The following is a 12,889-nucleotide window of genomic DNA, read 5'->3' as shown; positions in this document are numbered from 1 at the left end:
CCCCACCCCGGAAAAACACAGCCATAACGAAACCCTCACACCCCGTCAGGAATCGGGCCGCCCAGTCGGCCGCTGATCCACTCCAGTGTCGGCGGGATCTCCCGGCGCCAGGTGTTGAAGTTGTGGCCTCCGCTTTCGAGGATGATCGAGGAGATGCGTGTCCGGTTCGTCGCCTTCACCTTGTCGATGAATTTCAGGGTGGCCTTGTAGTTGGATTCTCCGACTTTGCTGCTCGTGACGAGCAGGGAGGTGTCCGGCGCGGGCCGGTGCTTGATGAACCAGCGCAGGTCCGCCTCGTTGCGCCGGGTGCGGTCGCCCTGGAAGAGGTCACCGGTCGTGGCGTCGGTCGGCGCCTTGTAGTACGCCGAGAGGCCCGCGCCCGCCGCGTAGACCCGCGGATGGTGCAGGGCCAGCTTGAGCGCGCAGTAGCCGCCCGTGGAGTCGCCGATGACACCCCAGCTGCCGGGGCCGCGGGCCACCCGGTAGTGCGCCGTGACGGCCTCCGGGAGGTCTTTGGCGAAGAACGACTCCGTCTGCGGGCCGCCCGGCACGTCCACGCACTCGGTGTCGCGCGGCGGCGCCACCGTGGGCCGCATCATCACGAGGATCATCGGCCGCATGCGGCCGTCCGCGGCCAGCTCGCGCGCGACGCGCGGGTAGTCCAGCTTGTCCACCAGTGACCGCGCCGTCCCCGGATAACCCGTCAGGACCACGGCCGCCGGGAACGTACGCATCTTCTGCGCCGGGTCGAAGTACTCCGGCGGCAGGTACACGTACGCGGGCGACGCGATGCGTGTCGTACGGCCGTTGACGTCTATCTCCTGGATCTGCCCGGCCGCCCGCGGGTCCCGGCCGCCGCCCTCCACGCGCTGCGTGTCCACCACCTTCAACTGCCCCGCCGTACGGCCCGCGTGGTCGACGACGACGCCCTGCCCGGTCTCCTTCCCGAACAGGTCGGCCCAGCTGGCGTAGAAGCCGAAGGCCTGGTTGGCGGCGAGGCCGATCGCGGCGAACAGGGTCACCTGGGTGGCCAGGAGGAGGCCCACGCGCGCGATGACGGTCCACCAGGTGAGGCGCGCCAGCCGCGGCCACTGCCAGACGGTGCCGACGAACAGCAGGACGGCGGTGAGTACTGCCAGCAGCAGCACTTTGTTGCTCATGAGACCCATGGAGTGTTCCTGCCTGCGCTCTCCGTCCGGGCCCCGCGGGCCCCGGCATGCGCGCCGAGGGGCGTGTTCCGGACGTTCCTTGGCCTTGACGGCGGCTTTGACGGGGTGAGTGAACCTCGCTCCCCGAGACGACGTCCTAGAGGGCGCAATGTCGCCGGATGCCCGATCGGCACCGGATTCACGGTCTCTCGCGGAACTACGGGATGCGATGTCTGTCAGGGAAGATGGCGAAATGTCGGGTGGGGTTCCGGGGCGCCCGGTGAGCGGGCTCCGGCGGGTGCTGAGGGGCCCGCGTCCCGAGTCGGTACCGCTCCTGGTCGGCCGCGCCTGCGCGCTCGTAGGGCTGCTGGACGTCGCCGCCGGCGTCTTCCCCCGGTTCCGCAACAGCCGGATGCACACCCTCGCCGAAGTGCTCCCCGGCGCGCTCGGCCCGTTCGCGGCGGCGCTCTCGCTCAGCGCGGGCGTCCTGCTGCTCCTCCTCGCGCACGGCCTCAAGCGCGGCAAGCGGCGCGCGTGGCGCGCGGCGGTCGCCCTGCTCCCGGCGGGCGCCGTCGCCCAGTTCGCCTACCGGCACTCGCTCCTGGGCGCGCTGCTCTCGCTGGCGCTCCTGGTGCCCCTGCTGCGCCACCGCGACCAGTTCGCGGCCCTGCCCGACCCGCGCAGCCGCTGGCGCGCGCTCGCCAACTTCGTCCTCATGGGCGCCGGTTCGCTCGGACTCGGCCTGGTCATCGTCAGCGCGCACCCGGGCCGCCTGGTGGGCGACCCGAGCCTGGCCGACCGCATCGCGCACGTGCTGTACGGCCTGTTCGGCTTCGAGGGCCCGGTCGCGTACCGGGACAACACCTCCTGGACGGTGGCCTTCTCGCTCGGCGCGCTCGGCCTGCTGACCGCCGTCACCACCATCTACCTCGCCTTCCGGCCCGAACACCCCGCCGCGCGCCTCACCGAGGACGACGAGCACCGCCTGCGCGCGCTGCTCGCCAAGCACGGCGGCCGGGACTCGCTCGGCCACTTCGCGCTCCGCCGCGACAAGGCCGTGGTCTTCTCCCCGAGCGGCAAGGCGGCCGTCACCTACCGCGTCGTCTCCGGCGTGATGCTCGCCAGCGGCGACCCCATCGGGGACGTGGAGGCCTGGCCCGGCGCCATCGAACGCTTCATGGACGAGGCCAAGGCGCACTCCTGGACGCCCGCCGTCATGGGCTGCTCGGAGACGGGCGGCGAGGTCTGGACCCGCGAGACCGGGCTGGACGCGCTCGAACTCGGTGACGAGGCGGTGGTGGACGTGGCGGATTTCTCCCTGGCCGGCCGCGCGATGCGCAACGTGCGCCAGATGGTCAAGCGCATCGAGCGCGCCGGTTACGAGACGCGGGTCCGACGTGTACGTGACCTCGGCGAGGCCGAGCTGGAGCGCGTCCGGCGGGCCGCCGAGGACTGGCGCGGCACCGACACCGAACGCGGCTTCTCCATGGCGCTGGGCCGCATCGGCGACCCCGCCGACGGCGACTGCCTGATCGCCACCGCCCACAAGGCCGACCCCGAACCCGGCCCCTACGGCGACCTGAAGGCGATCCTCCACTTCGTGCCGTGGGGCACGGACGGCGTCTCCCTCGACCTGATGCGCCGGGACCGCTCGGCCGACCCGGGGATGAACGAACTCCTCATCGTGGCCGCCCTCCAGGCCGCACCGAGCCTCTCCGTCGCGCGCGTGTCGCTGAACTTCGCCATGTTCCGGGCGGCCCTCGCGCGCGGCGAGAAGATCGGCGCGGGCCCGGTGCTGCGCGTCTGGCGCGGCCTGCTGGTCTTCCTGTCGCGCTGGTTCCAGATCGAGTCGCTCTACAAGTTCAACGCCAAGTTCCAGCCCCGCTGGGAACCCCGCTTCGTCATCTACCGGGCCTCCGGCGACCTGCCCCGCATCGGCTTCGCCGCCATGCAGGCCGAGGGCTTCGTCGACCTCGCCCTCCCGCTCCCCCGCTTCCTGCGCCGCCGTACGTCCGCGGCCCGCGCGTGCGCGCACGCGGTGGCGGAACGCACGGTCGCCGAACGGGACGTACGGGCCGCCTAGACGCTCCCCCGGCCGTCCCGCGCGCGCGGGACGCGCAGGGCCCCCCGCGCGCGGGGCGCTCGTCCCGTGAATCCGGGCAGGCCGCCCCGCGTGGCGGCCCGGTACGGGGCCTACGCTGAACGTATGAGCAAGCAGAGCGGACGAGGGCGCGTGGCCGGCCTTCCGGACTGGGACCGCTGCGGGGTCATGGGGGTCGTGAACGTGACCCCCGACTCGTTCTCCGACGGCGGCCGCTGGTTCGACACGACGGCCGCCGTCAAGCACGGCCTCGCCCTGGTCGCGGAAGGCGCCGACCTGGTCGACGTGGGAGGCGAGTCCACCCGGCCCGGAGCGAGCCGGGTCGACGAGGACGAGGAGCTGCGCCGGGTCATCCCCGTCGTGCGCGGCCTGGCCTCCGAGGGAGTCGCCGTCTCCGTGGACACCATGCGCGCGTCCGTCGCCGCGCAGTCCCTCGCGGCGGGCGCCCTCCTCGTCAACGACGTCAGCGGCGGCCTCGCCGACCCCGAGATGATCCCGGTCGTCGCCGACGCGGGCGCCCCCTTCGTCGTCATGCACTGGCGCGGCTTCCTGGAGGGCGGCACCATCCAGGGCGTCTACGACGACGTGGTGCGCGAGGTCCTCGACGAGCTGCGCGCGCGGGTGGACGCCGTCCTCGCGGGCGGCGTCACCCCCGACCGCGTGGTCGTCGACCCCGGGCTCGGCTTCTCCAAGGGCGCCGACCACGACCTCGCCCTGCTCGCCCACCTCGACCGTCTGCACGACCTGGGCCACCCCCTGCTGGTCGCCGCCTCCCGCAAGCGGTTCCTCGGCCGGGTGCTGGCCGGCCCCGAGGGCGCGCCACCGCCCGCGCGCGAGCGCGACGCGGCGACGGCCGCCGTCTCCGCGCTGGCCGCGCAGGCGGGCGCCTGGGCGGTCCGCGTCCACGAGGTCCGCGCGACGGCCGACGCGGTACGGGTCGCGCGCGCCGTGGAAGGAGCCCGGTGAGCGCCCCCCACACCGACGTCGAAGAGGTCGAGGCGGCCAACACCGCCTTCTACGAGGCGCTCGAACAGGGCGACTTCGACGGCGTGTCGGCGCTCTGGCTGACCCCGTCCGACCTCGGCGTCGACGAGGAGTACCACGACCCGGCGGACACCGGCGTGATCTCCTGCGTCCACCCCGGCTGGCCGGTGCTCACCGGGCGCGGGGAGGTGCTGCGGTCGTACGCGCTGATCATGGCGAACACCGACTACATCCAGTTCTTCCTCACCGACGTCCACGTGTCCGTCACGGGCGACACCGCCGTCGTGACCTGCACCGAGAACATCCTCAGCGGCGGGCCCGCGCCCGAGGACGGCGAGGAGCTGGGCCCGCTCGTCGGCCAGCTCGTCGTCGCCACCAACGTGTTCCGCCGCACCCCCGAGGGCTGGAAGCTGTGGTCGCACCACGCCTCCCCGGTCCTGGCCGAGAACGACGAGGACGGCGACACCCCGCGCGAGGGCGACGACGGTGACGGCGACGGCGAGACCGACGCGGGCCCGGACGGCCCGCTGTCCTGACCGGCACCCCAGCGGGGCCGCCCCCACCCCTGCCCCCCACGGGCGCCGCGCGGCGGAGGCGGGCGGCGAGTGGCGGGAATCACGCGCGCGGGAGCAACAGCGGCCACCGGCCGGTGAACCGCCGGTTCCGCGTCGGCGCACGCGGGGTGAAACGTCCTGGTTTCCGGCCGGGCCGACACCCCGGTGGCCCGGCTCTGTCGGTGCCCGCGGGTAGATTCGTCCGAGGCCGGTGCGCCGCCCGCGCAGGGCGCCCGCCGGGCCGCATCCGACGATGGCAGGGAGTGATTCGCGTGGACCGTGTCGCGCTGCGGGGCCTCAAGGCCCGCGGGTACCACGGAGTGTTCCCCCGGGAACGCGAGGAGGGCCAGACCTTCGTCGTGGACGTCGTGCTCGGCCTGGACACCCGCCCGGCCGCGGCCGACGACGACCTGGCGAAGACCGTGCACTACGGCATCGTGGCGGAGGAGGTCGTCGCCGTCGTCGAGGGCGAGCCCGTCGACCTGGTCGAGACCCTCGCCGAACGCATCGCCACGACCTGTCTCCAGCACGAAGGGGTCGAGGAGGTCGAGGTCTGCGTCCACAAGCCGGACGCGCCGATCACCGTCCCCTTCGACGACGTGACCGTCACGATCACCCGGAGCCGAGCATGACCGCGTCCTTCACCCGGGGCCCGAGCGACCCGACCGTCCAGCCGGTGCCCGCCTCCGTCACGGAGCAGGTCGACGCCGCCGACAGCACCCTGCACAACCCGCGGCGCGCGGTGCTCTCCCTCGGCTCCAACCTGGGCAACCGCCTGGAGACCCTCCAGGGCGCCGTCGACGCCCTGGAGGACACCCCCGGCGTCCGCGTCAAGGCCGTCTCGCCGGTGTACGAGACGGAGCCGTGGGGCGTCGAGCCGGGCAGCCAGCCCTCGTACTTCAACGCGGTCGTGGTCCTGAAGACGACGCTGCCCCCGTCGTCCCTGCTGGAGCGGGCGCACGCGGTGGAGGAGGCCTTCCACCGCACACGGGACGAACGCTGGGGCGCGCGGACCCTGGACGTCGACATCGTTGCCTACGCCGACGTCGTCTCCGACGACCCGCACCTCACACTCCCTCACCCCCGCGCCCACGAACGCGCGTTCGTGCTCGCGCCCTGGCACGACGTGGAGCCCGGCGCGCAGGTCCCTGGGCGGGGCGCGGTCGCCGATCTCCTCGACGACATCACCCGTACGGGTGTGACGGGTCGCGCCGACCTGGAACTCCGGCTGCCCGAGTAGTCGTTGTAGCCGTTGGGACCGACCGGGACCGCTCCGGGCCGGTTCACCGACGATGAGGTCGTCGCGGCCGTCGGGGCCGACGACGTCAGTCCCGCACAGCGGCCGCCGCGGGACACGGGGGACGACCGGGGAAGCCCACCGGGGGAACGAAGGGACAGCGTGAACGAGCTGCGTATCAGGACGCTGGCGGGGGTCTTCGTGATCGCCGCCGCCCTGTCCTGGGCGGGCGCCCGCCTGTGGAACTCGGTCGGAACCCTGCCCAGCGTGCCGCTGGCGGCGCCCATCGTCCTCGCGGTGATCGCCGTGATCCTGCTGGCCACCGCGCTGTCGATCCGCGCGCGCCTCAGGGCCCAGCGCGAGCGCCGCCCCGAGGCCAAGGGCGTCGACCCGCTGATGGCGGCCCGCGCGGTCGTCTTCGGCCAGGCCAGCGCCCTGGTCGCCGCCCTCGTCGCCGGGATGTACGGCGGCACGGGCGTCTTCCTGCTGGAGTCGCTGGACATCCCGGCCCGCCGCGACCAGGCGATCTACGCCGGGTTCTCGGTCCTGGCCGGTCTCGGCGTGATAGCGGCCGCGCTCTTCCTGGAGCGGGTCTGCAAGCTCCCCGAGGACGACGACAACAACACGGGCGCCGCCAGCACCGCCTGACGGAAGGCACGGAAGGCCCCTCCCCCGCGGGGAGAGGCCTCCGGCCGACGCCCGACCCGCGCCCGCGGGACGGTCCGTATCAGCGGGCCATGATCAGGCTCATCGCCTCGTTGCGCGTCGCCGCGTCCCGCAGCTGACCGCGCACCGCCGAGGTCAGCGTCTTGGCGCCCGGCTTGCGGATACCGCGCATCGACATGCACATGTGCTCGCACTCCACGACCACGATCACCCCGCGCGGCTCCAGGATGTCCATCAGGGAGTCCGCGATCTGCGTGGTGAGACGTTCCTGCACCTGGGGGCGGCGGGCGTACACGTCGACGAGCCGGGCCAGCTTGGACAGCCCGGTGATCTTGCCGGTGGCGGACGGGATGTACCCGACGTGCGCGACGCCCCGGAACGGCACGAGGTGGTGCTCGCAGGTGCTGTAGACCTCGATGTCCTTCACCAGGACCATCTCGTCGTGCCCGAGGTCGAACGTCGTCGTCAGCACGTCCTCGGGCCGCTGCCACAGCCCGGCGAATATCTCCCGGTACGCACGTGCCACGCGCGCCGGTGTCTCCCGCAGGCCCTCCCGGTCGGGGTCCTCGCCCAGCGCGAGCAGCAGCTCGCGTACGGCGTTCTCGGCCCGCTTCTCGTCGAACTCACCGGCGGGCTCGACGCCGTCCAGCGTCACGGGGTCGGTCATCCTGTTGCCTCGTTCCTGTGCGGGTCGCGTGTACGGCACGCGCGGGGTGCGGGCACAACGGAGAAATGCCGCGCCCCCCAGGCTAGAACCTGGGGGGCGCGGCATCCATTCCGGGCCTGGTGGGGAGCCCACCGGGCGGCCGGGAAGCGTCAGTGGTCGGGACGCTCCTCGGGGGCCGGTTCCGCCACCGGGGTGGGGTCCACCGCGGCCTTGGCGGTGGAGATCGCGGGCGTCGAGCCGTTGGCCCCGTTGGTCAGTGCCAGCTCCTTGGGGGAGAGCACCGGCGGACGGGTGGACGGCGTACGCCGCGAGGAACCGGTCCATGCGGGCCGGGGCGGGCGCTTGACGATGGGGGCGAAGATCTCGGCGATCTCCTCCTTGCCCAGCGTCTCCCGCTCCAGCAGCTGAAGCACCAGGTTGTCGAGGACGTCGCGGTTCTCGACCAGGATCTCCCAGGCCTCGTTGTGCGCGTTCTCGATGAGCTTCTTGACCTCTTCGTCGACCAGCGCGGCGACCTCTTCCGAGTAATCGCGCTGGTGGGCCATCTCACGGCCGAGGAAGGGCTCGGTGTTGTCGCCGCCGAACTTGATGGCGCCGAGCCGCTCGGTCATGCCGTACTGGGTGACCATCGCGCGGGCCGTGGTGGTGGCCTTCTCGATGTCGTTCGCGGCGCCCGTGGTCGGGTCGTGGAAGACCAGTTCCTCGGCCGCGCGACCGCCCAGCATGTACGCGAGCTGGTCGAGCATCTCGTTGCGGGTCGTGGAGTACTTGTCCTCGTCCGGGAGCACCATCGTGTACCCGAGCGCGCGGCCGCGGGACAGGATCGTGATCTTGTGGACGGGGTCGGAGTTCGGCGAAGCCGCCGCGACCAGGGCGTGTCCGCCCTCGTGGTACGCGGTGATCTTCTTCTCCTTGTCCGACATGATCCGGGTCCGCTTCTGCGGGCCCGCGACCACCCGGTCGATCGCCTCGTCCAGCATGTGGTTGTCGATCAGCTTCTTGTCGCTGCGCGCCGTGAGGAGCGCCGCTTCGTTCAGCACGTTCGACAGGTCGGCGCCGGTGAAGCCGGGGGTGCGGCGGGCGACGGCCGAGAGGTCGACGTCCGGCGCGACCGGCTTGCCCTTCTGGTGGACCTTGAGGATCTCCAGACGGCCCTGCATGTCCGGGCGGTCGACCGCGATCTGGCGGTCGAAGCGGCCGGGCCGCAGGAGGGCCGGGTCGAGGATGTCGGGGCGGTTGGTGGCGGCGATGAGGATCACACCGCCCTTGACGTCGAAGCCGTCCATCTCGACGAGCAGCTGGTTCAGCGTCTGCTCGCGCTCGTCGTGACCGCCGCCGAGGCCGGCGCCGCGGTGGCGGCCGACCGCGTCGATCTCGTCGACGAAGACGATCGCCGGGGCGTTCGCCTTGGCCTGCTCGAAGAGGTCGCGCACCCGGGAGGCACCGACACCGACGAACATCTCGACGAAGTCGGAACCCGAGATGGAGTAGAAGGGGACGCCCGCCTCGCCGGCCACGGCGCGCGCGAGGAGCGTCTTGCCGGTGCCGGGCGGGCCGTACAGCAGCACGCCCTTGGGGATCTTGGCGCCGACGGCCTGGAACTTGGCCGGTTCCTGGAGGAACTCCTTGATCTCGTGGAGCTCCTCGACGGCCTCGTCCGATCCCGCGACGTCGGCGAACGTCGTCTTCGGGGTGTCCTTGGTGATGAGCTTCGCCTTGGACTTGCCGAAGTTCATGACGCGGGAGCCGCCGCCCTGCATCTGATTCATCAGGAACAGGAAGACGACGACGATGAGGACGAAGGGGAGCAGGGAGAGCAGGATCCCGACGAAGGCGTTCTGCTTCGTCGGCGAGACGGTGTACCCGTCCGGGATCTGCTTGTCCTGGAACTTGGTCTGCAGGGTGTTGGCGATCGTCACACCCTGATCGCCGATGTAGCTCGCCTGGACCTTGGAGCCGCCCTTGACCTTCTCGCCGTCCTTGAGCGTGATCTTGATGATCTGCTCGTCACCGGTGGTGAGTTTGGCCGACTCGACCTTGTTGTCGTTGATCGCTGCAATGACCTGGCCGGTGTCCACCGTCTTGTAGCCGCCGGACGAGCCGACGACCTGCATCAACACGACCACGGCAAGGACGGCCAGCACGATCCACATGACCGGCCCACGGAAGTATCGCTTCACGTCCATCCATACGGAGCGGTGTCGCCCCGTCCCTCCTGCCATAGTGAGTTTGATAAGACAGTTCTTGTGACGGTACCCCAGCATCGCCGCGCGAGGCCGCACGGACGGCTGGCAAGCCCGTCTGCATGCTCCAACGGCGCGGGACCCGCTGGGGTTCCCGGTAGCCCCGTGAGGGACGCTCTAGTGGCTCAGCCGCCGTACACGTGGGGCGCGAGCGTCCCCACGAACGGCAGGTTGCGGTACTTCTCGGCGTAGTCGAGGCCGTAGCCCACGACGAACTCGTTGGGGATGTCGAAGCCCACCCACTCGACGTCGATCGCGACCTTGGCCGCCTCGGGCTTGCGCAGCAGGGTGCACACCTTGAGCGAGGCCGGCTCGCGCGAGCCCAGGTTGGACAGCAGCCAGGACAGCGTCAGCCCGGAGTCGATGATGTCCTCGACGATCAGGACGTGCCGTCCCTTGATGTCGGTGTCGAGGTCCTTGAGGATGCGCACCACACCGGAGGACTGGGTGCCCGCGCCGTACGACGACACGGCCATCCAGTCCATGGTGACGGGGGTGGACAGCGCCCGCGCGAGGTCGGCCATGACCATCACCGCGCCCTTGAGGACACCGACGATCAGGAGGTCCTTGCCCGCGTACTCCGCGTCGATCTTCGCGGCCAGCTCGGTCAGCTTGGCGTCGATCTCTTCTTTGGTGATGAGCACCGACTTGAGGTCGGCACCCATGTCTTTCGCGTCCACCGCATCACTTTCGGTCGTCCCACCGGCCGGCCGGTCCCCCCGTGGGGTGCAGCTCCGTGGAGTGCGGGGAGGACCGGGACTCAGCCTTGCCGAATCACCAGTCTGCCACCCTGGCGCTGGGCGACGACCCGGCCGGGGAGATTGATGGCCCCCTGACCTCGCCAGCCGGTGATCAGCCGGTCGACCTCCTCGATGTGCCGGGCGAAGAGCGAACCGGCGGGGGCGCCCGCGTCGATGGCGGCGCGGCGCAGGACGCGGCGGCGGACGGCGGGCGGCAGCGCGTAGAGCTTGGCGCACTCCAGGAGGCCGGTGGCGTCACGGACGGTGGACGCGGCCTGACCGGCCCAGGCGTCGAGCGCGTCGGCGTCGTCGCGGGAGAGCTGGGCCGTCCGGGCAAGCGCCTCGACGACGCCCTTGCCGAGGGCCTTCTCCAGCGCGGGCAGGCCTTCGTGGCGCAGCCGGGAGCGGGTGTAGGCCGGGTCGGTGTTGTGCGGGTCGTCCCAGACCGGGAGGGACTGCGCCATGCAGGCCTTGCGGGCGGTCTGCCGGTCGAGGGCGAGGAAGGGCCGCCGGTAGCGGCCGTCGGCCCCCGAGACCGCGGCCATCCCGGACAGGGAGCGGATGCCGGAGCCGCGGGCGAGGCCGAGGAGGACCGTCTCGGCCTGGTCGTCGCGGGTGTGGCCGAGGAGGACGGCGGTGGCGCCGTGGCGGTCGGCCGCGGCGTCGAGGGCGGCGTAGCGCGCGTCGCGGGCGGCGGCTTCGGGGCCGCCTTCCCGGCCGACGGTGACGGCGGTGGACTCGACGGGGTCGAGGCCGAGTTCGCGCAGGCGCAGGACGACTTCGTCGGCGCGGATGTCCGAGCCGGGCTGGAGGCCGTGGTCGACGGTGACGCCGCCGGCTCGGATGCCGAGTTTGGGTGCTTCGAAGGCGAGGGCGGAGGCGAGCGCCATGGAGTCGGCGCCGCCGGAGCACGCCACGAGCACGAGCGGCGACGGGGGGCGCTCGTGCGGGGGGACGCCGGTGAGGGCGGCGTGGTGGGTCAGGATGTCGTGGAGGACGCGGCGGACCGCCAGGCGTATCGCCGCGACCGCAGGATGGGGACCCATGTCCGGTTCCCTTCATGAAGTTTTCGGGAGGTGAGCCCGAGATCGGTCACGCAGAGTGTGTAGATGGTGACAGAACCGGGCCGTTCCCCGAGCATTGCACGCCTGCGGGTGCCCCACGGTCCCTCGGACGGGTGATTGAAGAGGCGTTCCCCTGCCGTCGGCCGGTTTCGGCGCACCGTGTGCACGCGGCTCACCCGCCGCTTCGGGTCCGGCGCGCGGGGCTCACGAGTCGGCCTTGCGGTGCACGCGCGCGACCCAGTCCGCCGGTTTGGCGATCTCGGCCTTGGTGGGGAGGGTGTTGGGCGAGGTCCACACCCGGTTGAAGCCGTCCATGCCGACCTCGTCGACGACGGACCGCACGAAGCGCTCGCCGTCCTTGTACTGCCGGAGCTTGGCGTCGAGGCCGAGGAGCTTGCGCAGCGCGCCGTCGAGGCGCGAGGCGCCCTTGGCGCGCCGCTGCTGGAACTTCTCACGGATCTCTCCGACGGAGGGCACGACCTCGGGACCGACGCCGTCCATCACGAAGTCGGCGTGTCCCTCCAGGAGGGACATCACGGCGGTGAGGCGGGCGAGGATCTCGCGCTGGCCGGGGCTCTGCACGAGTTCGACCAGGGAGCGTCCGCCGTCGTCCTCCTCGCCCTCGGGGCGTCCGCCCGCGAGGGACTGGGCGGCCTCGCGGACGCGCTCCAGGAAGGTCATGGGGTCGACGTCGGTCTCCGCGAGGAACGACTGGATCTCGCCCTCCAGGTGGTCGCGGAGCCAGGGGACGGCGGAGAACTGGGTGCGGTGCGTCTCCTCGTGGAGGCAGACCCAGAGGCGGAAGTCGTGCGGGTCGACGTCGAGTTCACGCTCGACGTGCACGATGTTGGGGGCGACGAGCAGGAGGCGGCCGCCGCCCTGGGAGCCGGCCGGGAGGTCGCGGGCGGCGGGGGCGAAGGTCTCGTACTGGCCGAGGACGCGGGAGGACAGGAACGACAGCAGCATGCCGAGTTCCACCCCGGTGACCTTGCCGCCGACGGCGCCGAGGACGGCGCTGCCCGCGGCTCCGCCGCCGTTGCCGCGGCGTTCCTGCATCTTGTCGAGGAGGGGCTTGAGGAGTTCGCGGAAGCCCGCGACGTTCGCCCGGACCCAGCCGGGGCGGTCGACCACGAGGACCGGGGTGTCGTGGGTCTCCTCGGTGCCCAGCAGGGTGAACCCCCGGACGTGTGCCTCCGAGGCCTTGGCGTGCCGGCGCAGTTCGGCGACGACGGCACGGGCCTCGTCGCGGCTCACCTCCGGCCCCGGCCGTACGAGCCGGGTCGCCGTCGCGACCGCGAGATTCCAGTCGACCATCCCGGAAGAGGCACCACCGATGCTCGTCATGCGTCAACGGTACGTGAGCCCCGGCGTCGCGGGCAGGGCGCGAGCGACGAGTGGGGGATGCGTCAGGGTCGGCCCCCGAGAACGGCGGTCAGGCCTCGGGGTCCTGTTCGAGCGGTACGGCCGCCCGGAGCCGCTGTTCAG

The 12,889-nt window shown here is 72.0% G+C and carries 12 protein-coding genes; 6 read left to right on the top strand and 6 right to left on the bottom strand.

The features are described from left to right. Positions 1-35: 35 nt before the first annotated feature. Positions 36-1,169 (bottom strand): alpha/beta hydrolase, encoded by a 1,134-nt coding sequence (locus tag ACIQPQ_RS32810; protein ID WP_401311259.1) that lies wholly within the window; start codon positions 1,167-1,169, stop codon positions 36-38. A 232-nt stretch (positions 1,170-1,401) separates the two neighbouring features. On the opposite strand from ACIQPQ_RS32810, the gene ACIQPQ_RS32805 reads away from it, so the two are divergent. The 6 genes from ACIQPQ_RS32805 (at position 1,402) to ACIQPQ_RS32780 (ending at position 6,672) form a co-directional block, all read left to right on the top strand. After that, the gene (locus ACIQPQ_RS32805; RefSeq protein WP_401311256.1) at positions 1,402-3,231 is read left to right on the top strand and encodes a phosphatidylglycerol lysyltransferase domain-containing protein; all 1,830 of its coding nucleotides are present in this window, start codon (positions 1,402-1,404) and stop codon (positions 3,229-3,231) included. A 123-nt stretch (positions 3,232-3,354) separates the two neighbouring features. Then, on the top strand, positions 3,355-4,215 hold the full coding sequence (gene folP, locus ACIQPQ_RS32800) for a dihydropteroate synthase (protein WP_401311253.1): 861 nt from the start codon (positions 3,355-3,357) through the stop codon (positions 4,213-4,215). Continuing rightward, on the top strand, positions 4,212-4,769 hold the full coding sequence (locus ACIQPQ_RS32795) for a nuclear transport factor 2 family protein (protein WP_383772059.1): 558 nt from the start codon (positions 4,212-4,214) through the stop codon (positions 4,767-4,769). Before folP ends, ACIQPQ_RS32795 begins: the two co-directional genes overlap by 4 nt. A 290-nt stretch (positions 4,770-5,059) precedes the next feature. Then, complete coding sequence (folB, locus tag ACIQPQ_RS32790; protein ID WP_401311250.1) at positions 5,060-5,419, top strand: dihydroneopterin aldolase; 360 nt, start codon at positions 5,060-5,062, stop codon at positions 5,417-5,419. Next, positions 5,416-6,027 carry a 2-amino-4-hydroxy-6-hydroxymethyldihydropteridine diphosphokinase gene (gene folK, locus ACIQPQ_RS32785; protein WP_401311247.1) on the top strand — a complete coding sequence of 204 codons (612 nt, stop codon included), beginning with the start codon at positions 5,416-5,418 and terminating at the stop codon, positions 6,025-6,027. The genes folB and folK overlap by 4 nt, the downstream gene beginning before the upstream one ends. A 159-nt stretch (positions 6,028-6,186) precedes the next feature. Then, on the top strand, positions 6,187-6,672 hold the full coding sequence (locus ACIQPQ_RS32780) for a DUF3180 domain-containing protein (protein ID WP_401311244.1): 486 nt from the start codon (positions 6,187-6,189) through the stop codon (positions 6,670-6,672). A 79-nt stretch (positions 6,673-6,751) separates the two neighbouring features. Here the strand turns inward: ACIQPQ_RS32780 and folE are convergent, their stop codons facing one another. The 5 genes from folE to ACIQPQ_RS32755 all read right to left on the bottom strand — a co-directional run bounded on the left by folE (position 6,752) and on the right by ACIQPQ_RS32755 (position 12,748). Further along, a complete protein-coding gene (folE, locus tag ACIQPQ_RS32775; RefSeq protein WP_401311241.1) occupies positions 6,752-7,357 on the bottom strand; it encodes a GTP cyclohydrolase I FolE in 606 nt (201 codons plus the stop codon). 149 nt (positions 7,358-7,506) lie between these two features. Continuing rightward, positions 7,507-9,543 carry an ATP-dependent zinc metalloprotease FtsH gene (gene ftsH, locus ACIQPQ_RS32770; protein WP_401311238.1) on the bottom strand — a complete coding sequence of 679 codons (2,037 nt, stop codon included), beginning with the start codon at positions 9,541-9,543 and terminating at the stop codon, positions 7,507-7,509. 182 nt (positions 9,544-9,725) lie between these two features. Next, a complete protein-coding gene (hpt, locus tag ACIQPQ_RS32765; RefSeq protein WP_383772159.1) occupies positions 9,726-10,265 on the bottom strand; it encodes a hypoxanthine phosphoribosyltransferase in 540 nt (179 codons plus the stop codon). Positions 10,266-10,360: 95 nt separating this feature from the next. Further along, entirely contained in the window at positions 10,361-11,386 is a 1,026-nt protein-coding gene (gene tilS / locus ACIQPQ_RS32760) for a tRNA lysidine(34) synthetase TilS (RefSeq protein ID WP_383772047.1), read from the bottom strand. 222 nt (positions 11,387-11,608) lie between these two features. After that, positions 11,609-12,748: a zinc-dependent metalloprotease gene (locus ACIQPQ_RS32755; protein WP_401311235.1), complete on the bottom strand. Its 1,140-nt coding sequence runs from the start codon at positions 12,746-12,748 to the stop codon at positions 11,609-11,611. Between the last annotated feature and the right edge of the window lie 141 nt (positions 12,749-12,889).

It is taken from the genome of Streptomyces sp. NPDC091281 (assembly GCF_044757425.1).
Taxonomy (GTDB): Bacteria; Actinomycetota; Actinomycetes; order Streptomycetales; family Streptomycetaceae; genus Streptomyces.
Note: the sequence above shows the minus strand (reverse complement) of the source record. Positions and strands in the feature narration are given on the sequence as shown.

What these genes read in the sequence shown, in the direction of transcription:
- folP (WP_401311253.1), top strand. Translation starts at nt 3,355, where the DNA reads ATGAGCAAGCAGAGCGGACGAGGGCGCGTGGCCGGCCTTCCGGACTGG.
- ACIQPQ_RS32810 (WP_401311259.1), bottom strand. Translation starts at nt 1,169, where the DNA reads ATGGGTCTCATGAGCAACAAAGTGCTGCTGCTGGCAGTACTCACCGCC.
- folK (WP_401311247.1), top strand. Translation starts at nt 5,416, where the DNA reads ATGACCGCGTCCTTCACCCGGGGCCCGAGCGACCCGACCGTCCAGCCG.
- hpt (WP_383772159.1), bottom strand. Translation starts at nt 10,265, where the DNA reads ATGGGTGCCGACCTCAAGTCGGTGCTCATCACCAAAGAAGAGATCGAC.
- ftsH (WP_401311238.1), bottom strand. Translation starts at nt 9,543, where the DNA reads ATGGACGTGAAGCGATACTTCCGTGGGCCGGTCATGTGGATCGTGCTG.
- ACIQPQ_RS32755 (WP_401311235.1), bottom strand. Translation starts at nt 12,748, where the DNA reads ATGACGAGCATCGGTGGTGCCTCTTCCGGGATGGTCGACTGGAATCTC.
- folE (WP_401311241.1), bottom strand. Translation starts at nt 7,357, where the DNA reads ATGACCGACCCCGTGACGCTGGACGGCGTCGAGCCCGCCGGTGAGTTC.
- ACIQPQ_RS32805 (WP_401311256.1), top strand. Translation starts at nt 1,402, where the DNA reads ATGTCGGGTGGGGTTCCGGGGCGCCCGGTGAGCGGGCTCCGGCGGGTG.
- tilS (WP_383772047.1), bottom strand. Translation starts at nt 11,386, where the DNA reads ATGGGTCCCCATCCTGCGGTCGCGGCGATACGCCTGGCGGTCCGCCGC.